This is a genomic window from Chamaesiphon sp. OTE_75_metabat_556, assembly GCF_031378165.1.
Taxonomy (GTDB): Bacteria; Cyanobacteriota; Cyanobacteriia; order Cyanobacteriales; family Chamaesiphonaceae; genus Chamaesiphon.
Map to the genome: position 1 here is coordinate 1 of NZ_JANNDR010000026.1, position 17,386 is coordinate 17,386.

Consider the following 17,386-nt stretch of genomic DNA (forward strand, 5'->3'; position numbering starts at 1 on the left):
GCCAAAGCTGGCAGCCGGATTAGAGTGCGCGGTAAGGGCAATGTGAATACCTATAACAAGCAACGGGGTGACTTATATCTCACCGTCGAATTGCAGCCCCATCCCTTCTTCAAACTCGATGGCGAACAACTCACCTGTGAAGTCCCTGTCACCCCCGATGAGGCCGTGCTTGGTGCCCAAATTGAAATTCCTACTCCCGATGGGATGGTGACCGTCAGTGTGCCTGCTGGCGTGCGATCGGGGCAATCGCTACGACTGCGTGGCAAAGGCTGGATCGATCCTCGCGGCGAACGCGGCGACCAACTAGCGAAGATTATCATCGCTACACCCAAAAGTCTGACGCCTGCCGAGCGGGAACTCTATGAAAAAATCCGAGCTGCGCGTACCTTCGATCCGCGTAGTAATTTTACCCAAGTGATGTTGTAGAGAATCGTAGATCGCACGCGATCGATAAATTACCAAATCAATGAGTATTAGAATCTATGGCAATCGCGAGTTAAAAACGTTGCCGGGACTGGAAACTCGCCCGACACCCGTCCGCGTCCGACAAGCTCTGTTCAATATTTGGCAAGGATCGATCGCCGATTGTCGCTGGCTGGATCTGTGTACTGGGAGCGGGGCGATGGGTGCAGAAGCCCTATGTCGATCGGCCAAATTAGTAGTCGGCATCGAAAGATCGAGTGCTGCTGGCGATCTGATCGAGCAAAATTGGGCAAAAGTTAGGGTTGCCAATCAAACATTTCAACTCTTGCGCGCAGATGTTGTCACCAAATTGGGCGATCTTCACGGCCAAAAATTTGATCGGATTTATTTCGATCCGCCTTACGCTGGCGACTTATATCAGCCAGTCTTAGCGGCAATCGATCGATATCAATTATTAGCGGTTGGGGGTGAAGTGGCAGTAGAACACAGCCCCAGCTCCGAAATTAGTAGCTTGCCCACTTCTTTGCCCACACTCCAACTCTGCCGCTACAAGCAATATGGCAATACTGCCCTGTCGTTTTATCAGCTCCAGGAGCAAGGCACTAACGAGCTAGTATGAGAAAAGTATCGGGACGCAAGCGTCCCAAAGCCTAAAGCCTAAACTACAGACCGATTTGATTGCCACGCTTATACTGAAGATAAGCCGCCACAAACAAGCCGCTCAGAGTAATGAAAACTAAACCGAGGACGATCCCAGATAGTAAAGGTTCTACCACAACGTTAAAGCTCCGTAATTAATTAAAATAAGTATCTCTAGCGTATCGGGTTTAGGGCGATCGACGCAAGGTACTTGACTTGAGTCGATCCACGCTACTTCATTACTACATCATCTATTAGCCCGAACTGAGCGATCCCACCTGCCCAGTCTGGCTTGCAAAACTTTATAATACGAGAAAAAGCTTAAGATATTTAAGAAATGTATCTTAAACCTTAAATTTGTAGATACACTATTAGGTGCGCAGATCCGCTTCGCTGTAGAATCTGCTCTTTTAAAATCATTAATTTAAATCAATCACATAGCAGGCACGTCTTGGATATCCGACTCCCAAAACACAGGCAAACATCATGGCAGCAGATTGGGTCGATTGTGTTGGCTTTGACAATCTGTGTACTCGCGATCGTCGGTTGGCAGTCACTGCGAGCATCCAATCCATACACCACTAGCGTCTTAGCCAAAACTGGTGATTCGACATTAGGACATGCAATCTTTCAGATCAATTGTAGTGGTTGTCATGGTTTAGACGCTGGCGGTCGGGTCGGCCCTAGTCTCCGCGAAATCTCCAAACGCAAATCGCCCCATAGCCTGATCGAACAAGTCACCAGTGGCAATACGCCCCCCATGCCGCAATTTCAGCCCAATCCGCAAGAAATGGCCGATCTACTCAGTTATTTGGAAACGTTGTAAGTTAGAGGGTAGAGGGTAGAAAGTACTGTTTGGGATAATCACCCTAAATTGTCAGATTGTTCCAGCTTTAGGAAGTAACCCAGTAGGTAGAGCGAGCCACAAAGTACTGGTTGATGAGTCTCGACTGCTGTTGTAGCTGCGGCCAATCCAGTTCCGAGATCTGGATAAGTCTCGATCGATTTCAGCACCGGACAGACAGAGCGAGCGAGATCGGCTAGTAAATCTAGATCGGCCGAACTGTGGTCTGGCACGGGTACTAGATACAATCGATCGCCAGGGCGGAGTAAGGCTTGAAAAATTTCTTGATGTGCTTTGGTTGTCAGCATCCCGATCGTCCAACTAATCGGTCGATCGAGTGTGTCTACATATTGCCGCAACGCGATCGCCGCCGCCGGATTGTGCGCGCCATCAATTAATAAGTGATGGGCTTGCCACTTCGTCCACTGAATTCGCCCTAACCAGCGCGTACCAGCCATCCCAGCACCAATCGCTATGTCGCTAATCTGCCATCCTGTTTGGCGCAATATTTGAATCGTAGCGACCGCGATCGCCGAATTAGTCAATTGCATCTCACCCAATAAAGCCAGCGGATAACAAACACCAGCCGACTCCACCCACGGCAGGAAATCCGAACCTGATGCGACTTTAGATCCATTCTGTGGTGCTTGTGAAGGCACTGCTGGTTTAACCCATATTACAGGGCAATTTAGCGCGTCAACTCGTGCGGCGACAACACTCATCGCCGCTGGTGGGAGGGTGCCAATAATGGCCGGACAACCTAGTTTGAGGATACCAGCTTTTTCGCCAGCAATTTTGGCGATCGTATCGCCGAGCTGTTGCCAATGTTCGTAGGCGATCGAGGTAATGACTGTAGCTAAAGGTCGATCGCAGACATTTGTGGCATCCAGTCGTCCCCCCAAGCCGACTTCGATGACGGCAATATCGACTTGCGATTCGGCAAAATATAGCCACATCGCCGCTGTCACGATTTCAAATTGGGTGGGAATCGGCAGATTTGGATCGATGGCGGCGATCGCTCGATCGATGACACTGAGGGCATCCTCTGTACTAATCGGCGCGTTATCGATACAAATGCGTTCGTTCCAGTCCACCAAATGGGGCGAGGTATACCGACCGACTCGATAACCAGCGTCGCGCAGAATACTAGATAAATAAGCACAGACGGAGCCTTTGCCATTTGTCCCGGCAACGTGAATTATCGGCACCGACCGGTGTGGGGAACCCAGTGCGGCGAGTAAGGTTTGGATGCGTTCTAGTCCCAGATTCACCCCGAATTGGTGAAAGGGTGCCAAGCGTCGGTCGATCGCGGAAGTTGAATCTGTCACTTAGTCATTAATGAATAGAGCGGGATTTTAATTTATACATTCTTTTCGATCGAAATACTAGCATCGATCGATTGTCAATCTGCTGTCAATTTTGCGAAATCATCAGCTCACAATCGATCGCGAGGGAATTCGATACTCTCACTCAGTCAGCAACGATCTTACTAGTTCTGGAAATTTAGTATGCATTGTCCGATTGAATGTTACATATCTAAGCTCTTGTAAGCTTTTTGCGCACCGATTAATCGATCGAACATTTGCCCCAATCCAAGTAGAATTTACTCTCAGCAATAACTATTAGTCTCACAAACTTGCTGTTGTAATAGTGTAAGTTCACTACTCATTATTACGTACAGCAAGAATTCATCAATCTTCTGACAGCATAGGTTGTTAGCTATTTGCCTCGATCTATTTGTCAACATAAGCTGTATACTTGAGTACGCTATTATGCCTATCTTGTCCTCCGTACTGTTGACCGTCCGATCTCCCGCTCATAGAATGGGTGTAAACCGATGCAAAAGACATGAAAAAAACGAACCATTTGTGCCTCTGAAAAACTACAAGTGTTAACTGTATTTTGTTAGAAGCTAATCTTAATGATTTAAGATAATTCTCTAAATTAAAAGCTAACTCTCCGATTCTCGATGTGTGCTCGTCAGCAAACAAACAAGTTTCATTAGTAGTAGTTGCAATCGATTTGAGATAGATATCGAGGATCGGAGGAAAAATATAGTAGTAATACAGGCTTTGAATCTAGTTCGATCGCAAAGCTTGAAAAATCCAAAGAATTAACATTACTTGCATCGCATTATGTCGATTGTCGAGTGGATTTTCATCGTCTATTTTACAGCTAAAACAACATATTTGAAATAACAGGTAATTTCTGAAAAATTGTAGTTAAAAGATACCATTGACGATGGTACACAATCATGTGAATATTCAATAACATTGAGCAAGAATTGTTGACCAGTATAGATTACAGATCTTTCAAGGACATACAAAGCTTGTTAAGTTTACTGAAGAAAATCATCATAAGTTAGCTTCGACGAATCGCACGGTTTTCATTGTCTCGATCGTAAGCAAGGAGTTGTATTTAAATAAATAATTACTGTTAATTAAATATTTCAACATCAATCCCTGAAAAAGTAAACCATATCTTCTAGACTAGGATCTCTTAATTGTATGCAAAATCTCCAAACCGCAATGACTTCATCTGCTACAGCTCAAAGTGTAAATTTAACTCAAGCCATTGTTAAAGCTAATGTAGCTGTCCAAAATGGTGTTAAACCCTTTTCTGGAGATTTCTTTAGGGAGTGCTTTGCTGTCGCTGAGGCCGGAGATAAAATCGAGCAGTACTTCAATCGGGCGATTCAAAATCCGACTGGGTTGTACATGTTTTTCCAGCGGTATACTCACTTCAATGCTTATACTTCGGCAGTAATTTCACGGTTGGCAAGTTCGATCGCCATGTCGCGTTATCTCTTCAACGATCCGAATGTTGAGGTCATTGAAGAAGCAGATCGGGGACATGAACTAGCCGCCAAGGTGATGATTGCGGCTGCTGATGAAGGTGTCAAGGATGGTGCGACGCATAGAGCACTGGCTCAACTGTTACTGCGGACAATGGGCGATTATGCTGGACTCTCGACCGCCGAGCGGAATCAATTTTCACCCGTACCATTATGGTTGACTGATATTTGTAATGGCATTATGGAAGGTTATGCTGGCGTTCCTGGTAATGCAGCTTCTCTAATTCGGAGCATGGGATTTCATGCGGCATCCGAGTTGTTTGGCGATATCGAGTCTGAATTAGTCGATAAAGTCGTACGTTATGACCATAAAAATGTGGGTTTTGATGCCTACTTGCGCAAAACTCCAGCATCACAAGTCAGCGGACACCGTTATCATCCTTGGTGTTATATATTGATCCATGCCAGCCATGAAGGTGCTGGTGGTGTCGAAGCTTCTCACTTTGAGTGTGTTGTCGATGCTTTGAACCTGGTGGCAGATTATCGTCCCGAATCTAAAGAGCAAATCATGCAGTGGGCATTGGAAGGTTTCGAGCAATTCATGAACTTGTTGGAGGAGATGTTCGCACGCGTTGATGCCGAAACACAAGCTTTTGTGGCACAGCAATCCGTTCGCGAGCTGGCTGTCGCCTAGTGGCTGTTTGAATCCTCAGTCAAAAAAGATCAGTACAGCTCTTGAGAATCCTCTCGCCTTTAGGCGAGAGGATTCTCAGTTTAGCGACCCATCTTGCCATCACAGGTTTGCACCAGCGATAGTAGAGGATAAATCAAATCTCCCTGAGCGTTGTCTTGATGCGCCTTCATGGACGGGGAACCCAATTCGTGACAAGTTAAGAAAATCCAAGAGGGGATAGCAGTTTAGATGGAGAGTTGGAAATTTTGGCTTTTCCAACTCCCAACTCCCAACTCCCCTCACTCCGCGCTCCGCCCAATCAAGATCGATCGCCAACTTTTATGTTTCCAGTTATCTATTCGGACGAATTTTTATTACACGAGACAGGGGTATTTCATCCCGAAAAACCAGCCCGACTGACAGCAATTAAGTCGGCTCTGGAACAGACAATCTGGGCAGAGCGAATCGATTGGATAGAGCCGACAGCCACCCAAACTCGATCGCCTGTAGCTTGGATTGAGAAAGTTCATCCGGTGGAATACATCCAATCCGTGCAGCAGATTTGCCAAAGTGGTGGATCGCTCGATCCCGATACACCCGTCTCCGTGAAAACTTATGACGTTGCGCTTCTGGCTGTCAATGCTTGGCTAGATGGCGTCGATCTTGCCCTATCGACAGGCGAACCCGCCTTTGTGCTGGCGCGCCCGCCAGGACATCATGCCGAGCCAGATCGGGGGATGGGGTTTTGTATTTTTAGCAATGCAGCGATCGCGGCAACTTATGCTTTGGCACATGGTGCCGAGCGGGTGGCAATCCTCGATTGGGATGTCCATCATGGCAACGGCACCCAGGCAGTAGCAGCCTACAATCCCCAGATTGCTTATTGTTCCTTGCATGAGTTTCCTCACTACCCTGGTACTGGCAAAGCGATCGAGCGAGGTGTTTATAAAAATCTGTTGAATTTACCGATGCAGGCTGGTAGTACGATCGAGGATTATCAGCCACTATTTGAAACCCAAGTCCTACCATTTTTAACAGCATTTGAGCCAGATCTGCTGATCGTCAGTGCGGGATACGATGCCAACTCTGCCGATCCACTGGCTAATATTGCCCTGAAACCAGCAGATTTTGGCATCTTCACCGATTATTGTTTACAAGTCACGCGCAAGATTGTGTTTGGATTGGAAGGTGGTTATGATTTTGATTCCCTGGGCGCATCAGTAGTCGCCACGATCGAACGCTGTTTGGTTTAAATCCTATCTCCCTTTCTAGTGGAATATGAGATCGTCTGTCGATTTGACTATATTCATCCCTGCCGCTGCAAACCTTTGGTACGCTGCATCCGCTTGCGCTGTATAGTCAACGACATCAGGAATTACCACTGGCGAAGTGCAATCGGCTAATAAGTAAACCTTGCGGGCGAGTTGGGGATCGATTGCATTAATTTCGGCTAACAGATCGCTCACCGTCCAAGCAACACAATGACTCTGCGCTTGTCCGGCAATAATTAACTTATCTGCTGCGAGTAAATGCCCGATTAAAGTATCGTTTTTACTGGCAATTGTTTCACCAAATTGGTTTGTAAAAACCTCTGGAGCCAACGCCGAGTAATTTTCCGTCAAAGTTCGATCGCCTTTAATCGAAAAACTTGCCTGACTATTGCGGGCGATGCCATGAAAAAAGATCGCCTCTTCCACCGCTGGTACTAAAGCGTGCCCGATCCCACCCAACATCGCATGATAAGGCCAAATCAGCAGGGGATATTTCCCGCCTTCGCTCAATTGCTGGACATAGTGCAATGCATACGCCTGAAGCTTGTCAGCATTCTCATCGCCAAATTCTGGATTGACACGCCATTTTCCCGATTTTACATCCTCTGGCTCGATCGTCGTCACCGCAGGAGTTGGATGATTGCCTTCGCGATCGATCCAAAACGCTGGATGGAAAATCTGATGCAGATGATGGGTATCCATTGTCGCAACGATTTGGTCGATTTCACCTAAATTGTGATAAATAAACTCAGTCAGCCGCACATTATCCTCGATCGCCCCGCGCCCACTTCGACCGCCGACGAATAGCTCAAAATCCGGCAGACAGAAGGTATTCTGGACATCAATGAGTAATAGCTTAACCTGAGATTGGCTCTGGGATGTCGGATGCAGTTGATGCTGTTGTGCCCATGCTTTGGCGTCGATCGATCGTTGTTGATAAGGCACCCGCCAGATTTCGCCCACTCGATCAGGTTGAAAGTGAGATGGTATCGGTAGCTGAGTCATATATAGTATATTTAAATTTAAGCAATAATTTAATTATAGTAAATATTACTATATATGGCAACCGTTTAGAATCGCCACCACAAATCAGCTTGTCTCCCCATCCCCTGTCTCCATCCTGCTCTCAAAAAGCGGTATTATGCAACTGTCAACGGCTTAAGAGAGAAATAAACATGGCTTGGAAACAAACTTTGCTGGCAGCGACGCTCATCCTCAGCGGCAGCAGCTTCGCGCCCAGCGTTCGCGCCCAAACAACCAATAAAGGGTTTTCGGAGTTTGTTTCAGGTGCAGGTACAATCCTCTATCTGGGTGGTGGCGCGTTACTGCCCTTGCTCACTGATGGCGCGGACGGCGGACAACATTCATTGCGGGTTGTCGATGCTTTGGGGACTAGTGCCGCACTCTGTTACGGACTCAAAGAAGTGATTAGATCTCCGCGTCCCGACAATGAGCGGGAGCTAGATAGTTTTCCGAGTTGTCATGCGACGACAGCTTTTGCAGTAGCCCGCATCCAAAGTCACTACCATCCTGACTATGCGATTCTTTGGTACAGTGGTGCTGCTTTGATTGGTTATTCGCGCCTAGATCTCAATCGCCACCGCTTCGCTGATGTATTAGTTGGTGCAGGATTGGGCTATTTAATTGGCGAAGTCGAACTCGGACAAAAACGCGGTTTGCTACTATTTCCGCTGATTCGCCCAGATGGACAAGGGAATACCGTCTATGGCTTGCAAGTTAAAGGGGAGTTTTAGATTAGGGGGTAGAGGGTAGTGGATAGTGGATAGTGAATAGTGGATAAAGGGTTTGGCAGCAAGCTTTATTATTCTCTTTCGCGATCCCAGTCACCCAATCTCACAATCTCCCAACTCCCAACTCCCCGCTCCCAACGCCCAACTCCTCGCTCCCAACTTCTTAACATTTTCTTGCAAATGTGGCAGATACTTCTAAAGCAGTCTAGAGTAAGAAGTAGTAGGTGGAGACTATCGATCGGAGGTTGTGAATGAGTCAGCAGAGTCCTTACGAGCAGCTTGGGGTCGCAGAAGATGCGACCTTTGAAGAGATCCAAGCTGCTAAGCAACGTGTCATCGCTCAATTGGGTGACGATCGACAGCTACAAGATAATATCGAAGCCGCTTATGATGCGATCTTGATGGAGCGGCTCAAACTCCGCCAACAAGGCAAAATCAAAGTGCCCGATGGAATTAGATTTCCCGAAAAATTACCTACTGTTGTCCCCAAATTTCCGTCTCTAACAACTGCCAATTCTCCTAGCTGGTTGGGAGATACTTTCGAGCGTCCCAGCCAATCGCAGATTTTAACTACTTCTGGCGTCTATGCCGTATTGAGTGGTGCAGCATTAGTGCCGAGTATTGCATATTCAGGATTACCGACACTGATTGCTATCGGTGCTGGATTTAGCTTGTATTTTATCAATCAAAAGCAACGTCGATTCAAGCGCGCTTTATTAGGTAGCTTCATTGCTTTGCTTGTCGGTACCGCGATCTCAGTATTGTTGGTAGAATCCGCTCATTTACCAATCGCACAGCTCGGTATCAATGGCAGTGTGTTTGCGGGTTTATTAACTTTTCTGTTGCTGTGGGTTGTCAGTAGTTTCACTAAGTAATTACAATCTAGATTGTCTTTGTGCCCACGATCGAATGTGGGATATTTTAGTGATCGATTTTCCGCACTAAACTAGCAACCGCAGCTACAATCAGCTCTGGTTCGTCAATCCAGACAAAATGACTACTGCGATCGGCTAAAATCTGGGTAGTATTAGTAGATAATTTAAGCAAATCCAGGTGGATGCGATCGCGGACTCGATCGGCGGCTGATAGTGAGAGTAATTTAACCCCTAGTAATGGTCGTAAAAAAGTTCGCGATTTAATACTGAAGATCGGCAAATCTCCTAAATTATTCGCTATTTTTAATTGTCTGCCACTAGTATCCAAATTCCACATTTCTCGTCCCATTGTCAGCCAATGGTTGGCACTATAAAACGATCTTTTGACATATTGCCGATCGACTGGGGCAAATTTTTTGAGTTCGGGTTTGATTAGCTCAAAAATGCCGATCAGACCCAACACTCTGACAATTCCCAAAGCTGCCCCGATCGCCACAAATCCAAAACTCAGTGTGAAAAATGCTTTGAGGATACCCACACTTATCGGTAAAGCCAACATCGCATCTTCATGCAAGCCATCAGTTAAAACCAACCCCCGTACCTCATTGGGAAATTGATGCGCGTACAATCGCAGATTATAACTACCAAATGAATCCCCGACTAATAGATATGGCGGCGGGATCTGCGCAACGTTTAATAGATCGTGCAACTCGGTGACGATCTGTTGGCTAGTACGTGGTGCTGACGAACTCCCACTCCAACCATAGCCAGATCGATCGTAGATACAGACGCTAGCAATCTTCGCTAGTTCATCTATTAATAAATAGCCCTCAACTCCACCCAGGCTCGCGTCAACAACGATCGTCAGATTACCATTACCACGGATTGTTAGATGTCTGCTGCTACCGTCACTAGTAGTCACTAATTTACCTGGATAGATGGGAAATCGACGATCGCGATAACTCGCCATCTGATGATAAATTGTCGTCGTAGCGAGCAGCGCAATCTCGATAACCTGAAGGGGTGATAAGCTAGTAAACATCTGTATCGATCCCTATAGATAGAAACTTGTATTTATGTGGCAGTGGCAAACTTGGTCGGAACTACCGTATTTAACTTGCGATTTACTGGCTGACTGGCAACATGGCTTTTTTACGCGTCAGTTTAATCCCCGCGAACCCCACGAGCTTACCCCAGTTTTGGCTGCGAATGCTAGTACCCACCGGCTCAAGCAGATCCACGGCAAGATCGTCCTCACACCGACCGAAATTGCCAGTACCACAGAAGTAGAGGTAGAAACTGGTAATGCGCTAGGCGATGGCATGTTGACAGAGCAACCAGTACAAGCCGTCTGGGTGGCGAGTGCTGATTGCAACCCGATCCTGATTGCCAATCGCCACACGGGTAATGTCGCAGCGGTACATGCCGGCTGGCGCGGTACGTCATTGAAAATTGCAACCGTAGCAGTAGAAAGACTGTTATTGCAGGGTGGCAACCTTACCGATATTATCGTCGCAATCGGTCCGGCGATCGCAGGTGAAGTCTATCAAGTCACCACCCAAGTCGGATTGGAAGTGTGCGCCTCAATTGGCCTAAAACCGCTCTCTGGCGACCTAGAAGCTGATGCTGCCGATTTACAGTCATTGCCCAATTCACCCCTACTGCCGGACTCACAAGCGGGGAGAGTGCGACTAGATGTGCGCCGAGTCAATCAATTGCAACTCGAACGAATGGGTGTGGCTCCGCACCAAATTTTGATCGCGCCCCATTGCACGTTTCAAGAACCCGAACATTTCTTTTCTTACCGACGGGAGAAACTCAAAAAAATTCAATGGTCGGGAATTGTGAGTAAGTAATTTAAATTACTACAATTATATATAACTTTATTCGTCTTAAATATCATCAAATTTTATGCTAGAAAATCGCGACTACACCCTGATTATCGATAAAAGCGGCAGCATGTCAACTAAAGACAAAGCGGGTGGTTTGAGTCGCTGGCAAATCATGCAGGAATCGGCATTAGCTTTAGCAAATAAGTGCGAAGAACTCGACCCCGATGGGATTACGATGTATCTGTTTTCAGGTAAGTTCAAACGTTACGATAACGTCACAGCCGCTAAAGTTAGCACGATTTTTCAGGAGAACGATCCTTCTGGGCGAACGGATTTAGCCGCAGTTTTGGCCGATGCGATCGCGAGTTATTTTCAGCGCAAAGCTACTGGAAAAATACCTGCCAATGGTGAGATAATTTTGGTCGTAACTGATGGCGAACCCGACGATCGCAAGGCAGTGATGCAAGTCATTCTCGATGCCACTCAAAGACTCGATCGCGATGAAGAATTGGCGATTTCGTTCATTCAGGTGGGACTAGATGAAGCCGCAACTAAGTTTTTAAAAATCCTTGATGACGATCTCAGTCGTGCTGGTGCCAAGTTTGATATCGTCGATACGATCACGATGGACGATATGGAAGATATCACGCTCAATGAGATTTTATTGAGCGCAATTAATGATTAACTGGTTGAAATTAATCATTTTCGTCCTGATAGCACTTGGGATCGATCAAAGACTGGCGTAAAGTATCCCGATATCTAACTGAATGCCTTGAATATAGACCCAGGTACTTTACATGGTTTTATGTTGAGACAGTTAGCTTGCTTAAGCTTGGCAATTGCGATCTCCTTCACGCCCAACCCCTCTAACGCTCAATTAACAGATCGAATGCCCAGTCATGTTAGAGCGTTAATTTACCGGCAAGTGTGCCAAACCTACAAGTATCATGGCTTGACTACTGAGGCCATCCTCGAACAGACGAAAGACTTGTACTTGAGCAATGCTAATTTTGATTCCATTCCCAACGATCTGTCCGCGAACGAACTGGATGAGATTAAGTCCGAGCGGAAAATACTAGCAACCAAACAGGCAGGCGGGATGTTAAGCCAGGTGAGGGGCGATAACAATTGCCATCCCGCTCATTAATAGAAATGCCCACTAAAAAGCCGAGGCTGGAAACCTCGGCTTTTTGGTTAAGATTTTTGGGTTTTACATTCGTTCGACCCAACCTACAGATCTACTTAATCATTGAAATTTAACAGGTAGGGGTAATTCATGAATTACCCCTACCTGTTAAATTGGCTGTAGCCTTAATTTTAAAATCCCATGGCTAATGCCACAGCTTGCAGATTGGCATCGATACCTTGCTGGAAGGGATTGATCTTATTAGCGATCGCCGTATCGGGATCTTTAAGACCGTTACCAGTCAGGACACAAACTACGGTAGCGCGATCGGGTACGCGATCTTTGACCTTGAGCAATCCGGCGACAGAAGCCGCACTAGCTGGTTCACAGAAGATCCCTTCTTTACTACCCAACCACCGATAAGCGGCAATGATTTCGGCATCGGTGACAGCATTAAATTCGCCACCACTCTCATTTTTCGCATTGATGGCTTTATCCCAGTTCGCCGGATTGCCGATCCGAATCGCTGTTGCCAGGGTTTCGGGATCTTTAACACGGACACCACTAACTAAAGGTGCCGAACCAGCCGCTTGGAAACCCATCATCTTGGGCAAGTTCCGACATTTGGCATGCTGATGATACTGATTGAATCCCATCCAATAAGCCGTAATATTACCGCCATTACCGACGGGAATACACAACCAATCAGGGGCTTCACCGAGGGCATCGACTAGCTCGAAGGCAGCGGTTTTTTGACCTTCAAGTCGATAAGGATTGACCGAATTTACCAAGGTAATCGGATAATTTTCGGCCATCTCCCGGACGATATGCAGTGCATCATCAAAATTTCCTTTAATCGCTAGCACTTCAGCTCCATAGAGCAAGGCTTGGGCTAATTTTCCCAGTGCGACATAGCCATCGGGAATCAACACGTAAGCGCGCATCCCGCCGCGTACGGCATAAGCAGCAGCCGCCGCTGAAGTATTCCCCGTACTGGCACAAATCACCGCCTTGGCACCAGCTTCTTTAGCTTTGGTGATCGCCATCGTCATGCCGCGATCTTTGAAACTGCCAGTGGGATTGAGGCCGTCATATTTGACGTATACTTTGACACCGCGACCGATTTCGGTCGCGATCGTGGGCACGGGGATCAACGGTGTGTTACCCTCATGCAAGGTGACTACTGGTGTAGTCTCAGTCACAGGTAGATACGCTCGATAGGTTTCGATTAATCCCGGCCAACCACGGTTGGTACTAGTTCCGGAATTGACTTCAATTTGGGTATCTAAACTCATGATGTGACTCTAACCTGCTTAAGAAATGATGGGCGAATCTTGCTCGTTGAAGATCGCAGACCCCCACCGATCTACTATTGAAGCATAATTCTGAGCCTTGTTGGGACTTAAATCATAAGTCCGCAGGCCGTTAGGGATTTGAGATCGAATGTCACAGGCTCAAGCCTAAAACCTAAATATCTAATCTCTAAAGCCTCAAGCCTAATCGATCGAGCCAACGTACCCACAACCAGCCTAGATAGCTACCGAGAAAGTACACAGGCAGATCCGACCACAAAAAAGTACTACCCAATACCAATCTTCCTGGTAATGTCGCGCGGATCGCTTGGAGCCAAGGTGGTTGGTAGAGCTGGAGAAACTCGATCGCGCACGATCCCAGGCACACCCAAATGGCTGTCATTCGCCGATTAGCCCGGGGGTAGATCGCGATTACCACTAAGATCCAAAACAGTTGGTAGGCGACACTTCCAGCCGGATCGCGGATATATTCGGGTAAACTAGGACTGAAGCGAACAATGTAGCCGAGGGGGACGATCGCTAGTATATTAGCTAATACAATCGATCGATATGGATCAGACTTGATCGGCATGGAGTGGCAATGGTCTCAATTGATTTTCGGCAAGGATAAACATGAAAAAAAGTATCAAAAACGATCGTACTTTACTACTGACCAGTATTTTACTATTTTTCATGCTGGCAGCAGGAATTATGAGTGGCGTTCTGGGCTTTGTCTCTGGGCATGAAGCACTCAAAGGAGTCACCCAGCCAGATATCCGTCCGAATAATAGCAAAGGTGGCAGCCAACAAAATACCAATACCAAAGGACTAGAACTGATCCAAGAGCAAGAAATCCTGGCTAGCGCCAAAAAACAAATGGGTATCGACGAACCACTCAAAGATGCCAAGCAAGCAAAAGATGCTAAAAAGCAAGCTGCTGAATTTGAAAAAGCAGTGAAAAACGATCCCAAAACTGGCTTGCCCCTCGCCAAATTACCGATCGTCAAACAGGATCAGGGGATTACGATGACAGTCAAATCGATCGTCCCGAATGGCAATAGTCTGCGACTGGAATTAACCCTCTCCAATCATGGCAGTCAACCCGTGAATTTTGGTCAAGGGACAATTAGTGTGACCACAGATCGCGCTCAAAACATCAACGCGACTACTGCCGGACTCCCCAGTAACCTCGCCGCCAACGGTCGCGATGTCAAAGTCTTGCTGAATATTCCAAAAAACATGCTAGATAAAGTTAAGAGTGTTTCTCTACAATTAACTGATGTAGATAAAAAACTCCAATTAGAAGCGGCTGGTATTCCAGTTGGCAAATAGGGTGCTCGACCTAGCGATTTTCCCCCTCCACCTCCTGTCACTATCATTCCTATCTCCCGACAATGAACGATCCTCATCCACTATTAGGTGGTTCAGAAATTGGGTGGCGACTCCTACTTATTTTGGGGTTGATTGCGATTAATGCCTTCTTTGTGATTGCCGAATTCGCAATCCTCTCCGTGCGACGATCGCGGATCGATCAATTGGTGGCGGCTGGTGACGATCCGGCCCGCCAAGTCCAATCACTCCAACGCGGGATCGAGCGGTTGCTCTCTACCGCTCAAGTAGGTATTACCCTTTCTAGTCTGGCATTGGGGTGGATTGGCGAACGGGCGATTTCCCAAATCTTTTCCCAAGGCTTGGATCGGCTCTCACTGGGATCGGCACTTGCCCATTCCCTAGCGATTCCAGTGACATTTATCGTGCTGGCATATCTGCAAATTGTCTTTGGCGAACTGATTCCCAAATCGATCGCGTTGATTTATGCCGAACGCATCGCTAGAGTCTTAGGCGCGCCCAGCCTGGCCATCGCTCGGATTTTTAGTCCCCTAATTTGGGTGCTCGATCGATCGACCAAACTGTGTCTGCGGGTATTTGGCATCCACCAGCGATATGACGGTCGCGAGCGCGTGACTTTCAAAGAATTACAAGCGATCGTCTCGACGGAGCGCGAATCGAGCGGACTCGCCCTCGAACAGCGGGAAGTCCTCACCAAAGTCCTCGCCTTTGCCGACACGATCGCCACCGATGTCATGGTACCAGCGACCCAGATCGTCACCATCCCCCAAGCTGCCAGTTGTCAGACCCTCCTACTCAAAGTCGCCACCACTGGTTATTCCCGCTATCCTGTCACGGATACATCACTCAATAAAATTGTCGGCAGCGTCACTTTCAAAGATTTTGTGACTTTGCTAGCTCAGGGCAAACCCGCCGGACAAATCCCGATCGCCCGCTGGATTCAACCAGTCGCATTTGTGACCGAATCTACACCTGTAAGCATTATCCTCCAACAGATGCAGCAATCCAATCGCCACATGACGATCGTGGTGGATGAGTTTGGCAACACCGCTGGTTTGATTACCCGCCAAGATGCGATCGAGGAAATGATCGGCATGAAAGTCACTTCCGATCGACCGACAGAATTACTTCAAAAGCTCACAGATGGGACATTCCTCGTCCAAGCCCAAATCAATCTCGAAGATCTCAACCAGCAGCTAGAGATCTCGTTGCCTCTATCTGATGACTATCAAACCCTGGCCGGATTTCTGCTTAACAAATTGCAACAATTCCCCCAATCTGGGGAATCCTTAGATTACGAGGACTGGAATTTTACAGTCATCTCGACGATCGGACCGAGGATCGATCGGGTACGGGTGAGGAAGGGGATAGGGGTGAGGGATTAGTGGATAGTGGATAGTGGACAGTGAATAGTGGATAGTGAATAGGGTGTATTAGATTCGTGATTTTGAATCGAACTATCAACTATCAACTCCCAACTATCCACTATCCACTAATTCCCCGGATCGACTAAACCCAGCTCGGCAAAAGCGGCTAGCCGCAACCGACACGAATCACAAGTACCACAGGGTACGCTGTCTCCAGAGTAGCAAGACCAAGTTTGCGCCCAGGGGACGCCTAATCGATCTCCGAGTTGGATTATTTCTGTCTTTTTGAGATCGATTAAGGGTGTGACAATCTCGATCGGCTCGCCCTCGCGACCTTGCTTGGTACCCAAGCGGAATACCGATCGCATCGCCTCGATATAATCGGGACGACAATCAGGATAGCCAGAATAGTCAAGCGCATTGACACCTATGTAGACTCGACTAGCGGCGATCGCTTCGGCGTATGCCAGCGCGAAGCTCAAAAAAATCGTATTGCGGGCGGGAACATAGGTTACGGGAATAGATTCTGACATTGCAGCCAGATCGCGATCTTGTGGCAAATCCACCTGATCGTCGGTCAGTGCCGAACCGCCCCACAAGCGCAGATCGAAGTTGACCACTTGATGGGCGACTACCCCCACCGCCGTGGCGATCGTCTGTGCAGCTTTCAGTTCACGGCGATGACGTTGTTGATAATCAAAAGAGAGCGCATAACAATCGTAGCCCTCACTTTTGGCTAAATATAACACCGTCGAGGAATCCAAACCACCAGAGAGGAGAATAACTGCTTTCACAACGGCTAACTTGATAATTGAAGGAGTTTTCTATTTTAACTTTTCTAGTCGATCGGGATGAAGGGACTGGGGGACTGGGCGATATTTCGATCCCAAATCCAAAATTCCCTCAGCCGCTAAAAAACGATCTTTAGGAACATAAACAAAACTTTTCGGTTCTTTACAGTCATGATGCTGTGATAGTATCGGGATTATTCTAAGTAGATAAAGCAGCGATCGGTTATCGATGCAATTGTTACCACTCGGTTTGGCTCGACTCGATCGACACCAACCAGCTCCCAATGGCTGGGTAACTAGATCGGGATTGGCCGATCGGTAACAAAGAATAACTAATTTGTGATGGAGGAGTAAAATT

General features: G+C 47.2%; 19 protein-coding genes. 12 read left to right on the top strand and 7 right to left on the bottom strand.

Going from position 1 to position 17,386, the window contains the following annotated elements; all coding sequences use genetic code 11:
• On the top strand, window positions 1–426 hold a 426-nt coding region (locus tag RMO27_RS01040), incomplete at its 5' end, for a DnaJ C-terminal domain-containing protein (RefSeq protein ID WP_309728228.1).
• Between the two features lie 40 nt (window positions 427–466).
• Entirely contained in the window at window positions 467–1,042 is a 576-nt protein-coding gene (gene rsmD, locus RMO27_RS01045; RefSeq protein ID WP_309728230.1) for a 16S rRNA (guanine(966)-N(2))-methyltransferase RsmD, read from the top strand.
• Between the two features lie 43 nt (window positions 1,043–1,085).
• Here the strand turns inward: rsmD and petG are convergent, their stop codons facing one another.
• Window positions 1,086–1,199 carry a cytochrome b6-f complex subunit V gene (petG, locus tag RMO27_RS01050; RefSeq protein WP_309728234.1) on the bottom strand — a complete coding sequence of 38 codons (114 nt, stop codon included), beginning with the start codon at window positions 1,197–1,199 and terminating at the stop codon, window positions 1,086–1,088.
• A 368-nt stretch (window positions 1,200–1,567) separates the two neighbouring features.
• Here petG and RMO27_RS01055 point away from each other — a divergent pair, with 368 nt between their 5' ends.
• Window positions 1,568–1,888: a c-type cytochrome gene (locus tag RMO27_RS01055; RefSeq protein ID WP_396133592.1), complete on the top strand. Its 321-nt coding sequence runs from the start codon at window positions 1,568–1,570 to the stop codon at window positions 1,886–1,888.
• 38 nt (window positions 1,889–1,926) lie between these two features.
• Here RMO27_RS01055 and RMO27_RS01060 read toward each other — a convergent pair whose 3' ends face one another.
• Window positions 1,927–3,234, bottom strand: coding sequence for a folylpolyglutamate synthase/dihydrofolate synthase family protein (locus RMO27_RS01060; RefSeq protein ID WP_309728238.1), 1,308 nt, complete (start codon window positions 3,232–3,234; stop codon window positions 1,927–1,929).
• Between the two features lie 1,179 nt (window positions 3,235–4,413).
• On the opposite strand from RMO27_RS01060, the gene RMO27_RS01065 reads away from it, so the two are divergent.
• The gene (locus tag RMO27_RS01065) at window positions 4,414–5,394 is read left to right on the top strand and encodes a hypothetical protein (protein ID WP_309728240.1); all 981 of its coding nucleotides are present in this window, start codon (window positions 4,414–4,416) and stop codon (window positions 5,392–5,394) included.
• A gap of 320 nt (window positions 5,395–5,714) precedes the next feature.
• A complete protein-coding gene (locus RMO27_RS01070) occupies window positions 5,715–6,626 on the top strand; it encodes a histone deacetylase (protein ID WP_309728289.1) in 912 nt (303 codons plus the stop codon).
• Between the two features lie 15 nt (window positions 6,627–6,641).
• On the opposite strand, the gene RMO27_RS01075 is transcribed toward RMO27_RS01070, so the two are convergent.
• Window positions 6,642–7,649 (bottom strand): isochorismatase, encoded by a 1,008-nt coding sequence (locus RMO27_RS01075; protein WP_309728243.1) that lies wholly within the window; start codon window positions 7,647–7,649, stop codon window positions 6,642–6,644.
• 170 nt (window positions 7,650–7,819) lie between these two features.
• Between RMO27_RS01075 and RMO27_RS01080 the strand changes: the two genes are divergently transcribed.
• Both RMO27_RS01080 and RMO27_RS01085 read left to right on the top strand, forming a co-directional pair.
• Window positions 7,820–8,398, top strand: coding sequence for a phosphatase PAP2 family protein (locus RMO27_RS01080; RefSeq protein ID WP_309728245.1), 579 nt, complete (start codon window positions 7,820–7,822; stop codon window positions 8,396–8,398).
• A 248-nt stretch (window positions 8,399–8,646) separates the two neighbouring features.
• On the top strand, window positions 8,647–9,270 hold the full coding sequence (locus tag RMO27_RS01085) for a CPP1-like family protein (protein WP_309728247.1): 624 nt from the start codon (window positions 8,647–8,649) through the stop codon (window positions 9,268–9,270).
• 46 nt (window positions 9,271–9,316) lie between these two features.
• Here RMO27_RS01085 and RMO27_RS01090 read toward each other — a convergent pair whose 3' ends face one another.
• Entirely contained in the window at window positions 9,317–10,312 is a 996-nt protein-coding gene (locus RMO27_RS01090) for an alpha/beta hydrolase (RefSeq protein ID WP_309728249.1), read from the bottom strand.
• A 34-nt stretch (window positions 10,313–10,346) separates the two neighbouring features.
• Between RMO27_RS01090 and pgeF the strand changes: the two genes are divergently transcribed.
• From pgeF to RMO27_RS01105, 3 genes are all read left to right on the top strand, one after another.
• Window positions 10,347–11,126: a peptidoglycan editing factor PgeF gene (gene pgeF, locus RMO27_RS01095; protein ID WP_309728252.1), complete on the top strand. Its 780-nt coding sequence runs from the start codon at window positions 10,347–10,349 to the stop codon at window positions 11,124–11,126.
• A gap of 55 nt (window positions 11,127–11,181) precedes the next feature.
• On the top strand, window positions 11,182–11,787 hold the full coding sequence (locus RMO27_RS01100; protein ID WP_309728254.1) for a VWA domain-containing protein: 606 nt from the start codon (window positions 11,182–11,184) through the stop codon (window positions 11,785–11,787).
• Between the two features lie 120 nt (window positions 11,788–11,907).
• Window positions 11,908–12,249, top strand: a complete 342-nt coding sequence (locus tag RMO27_RS01105; RefSeq protein WP_309728256.1) for a hypothetical protein — start codon at window positions 11,908–11,910, stop codon at window positions 12,247–12,249.
• Between the two features lie 170 nt (window positions 12,250–12,419).
• On the opposite strand, the gene thrC is transcribed toward RMO27_RS01105, so the two are convergent.
• Together thrC and RMO27_RS01115 are read right to left on the bottom strand one after the other, a co-directional pair.
• Window positions 12,420–13,523: a threonine synthase gene (gene thrC, locus RMO27_RS01110; RefSeq protein ID WP_309728258.1), complete on the bottom strand. Its 1,104-nt coding sequence runs from the start codon at window positions 13,521–13,523 to the stop codon at window positions 12,420–12,422.
• A 187-nt stretch (window positions 13,524–13,710) separates the two neighbouring features.
• Window positions 13,711–14,112, bottom strand: coding sequence for a DUF2809 domain-containing protein (locus RMO27_RS01115; RefSeq protein WP_309728259.1), 402 nt, complete (start codon window positions 14,110–14,112; stop codon window positions 13,711–13,713).
• 41 nt (window positions 14,113–14,153) lie between these two features.
• On the opposite strand from RMO27_RS01115, the gene RMO27_RS01120 reads away from it, so the two are divergent.
• On the top strand, window positions 14,154–14,852 hold the full coding sequence (locus RMO27_RS01120) for a hypothetical protein (protein WP_309728261.1): 699 nt from the start codon (window positions 14,154–14,156) through the stop codon (window positions 14,850–14,852).
• Window positions 14,853–14,914: 62 nt separating this feature from the next.
• The gene (locus RMO27_RS01125; protein ID WP_309728263.1) at window positions 14,915–16,255 is read left to right on the top strand and encodes a hemolysin family protein; all 1,341 of its coding nucleotides are present in this window, start codon (window positions 14,915–14,917) and stop codon (window positions 16,253–16,255) included.
• Between the two features lie 107 nt (window positions 16,256–16,362).
• Here RMO27_RS01125 and queC read toward each other — a convergent pair whose 3' ends face one another.
• A complete protein-coding gene (gene queC / locus RMO27_RS01130; RefSeq protein ID WP_309728265.1) occupies window positions 16,363–17,031 on the bottom strand; it encodes a 7-cyano-7-deazaguanine synthase QueC in 669 nt (222 codons plus the stop codon).
• Window positions 17,032–17,386: the final 355 nt, after the last annotated feature.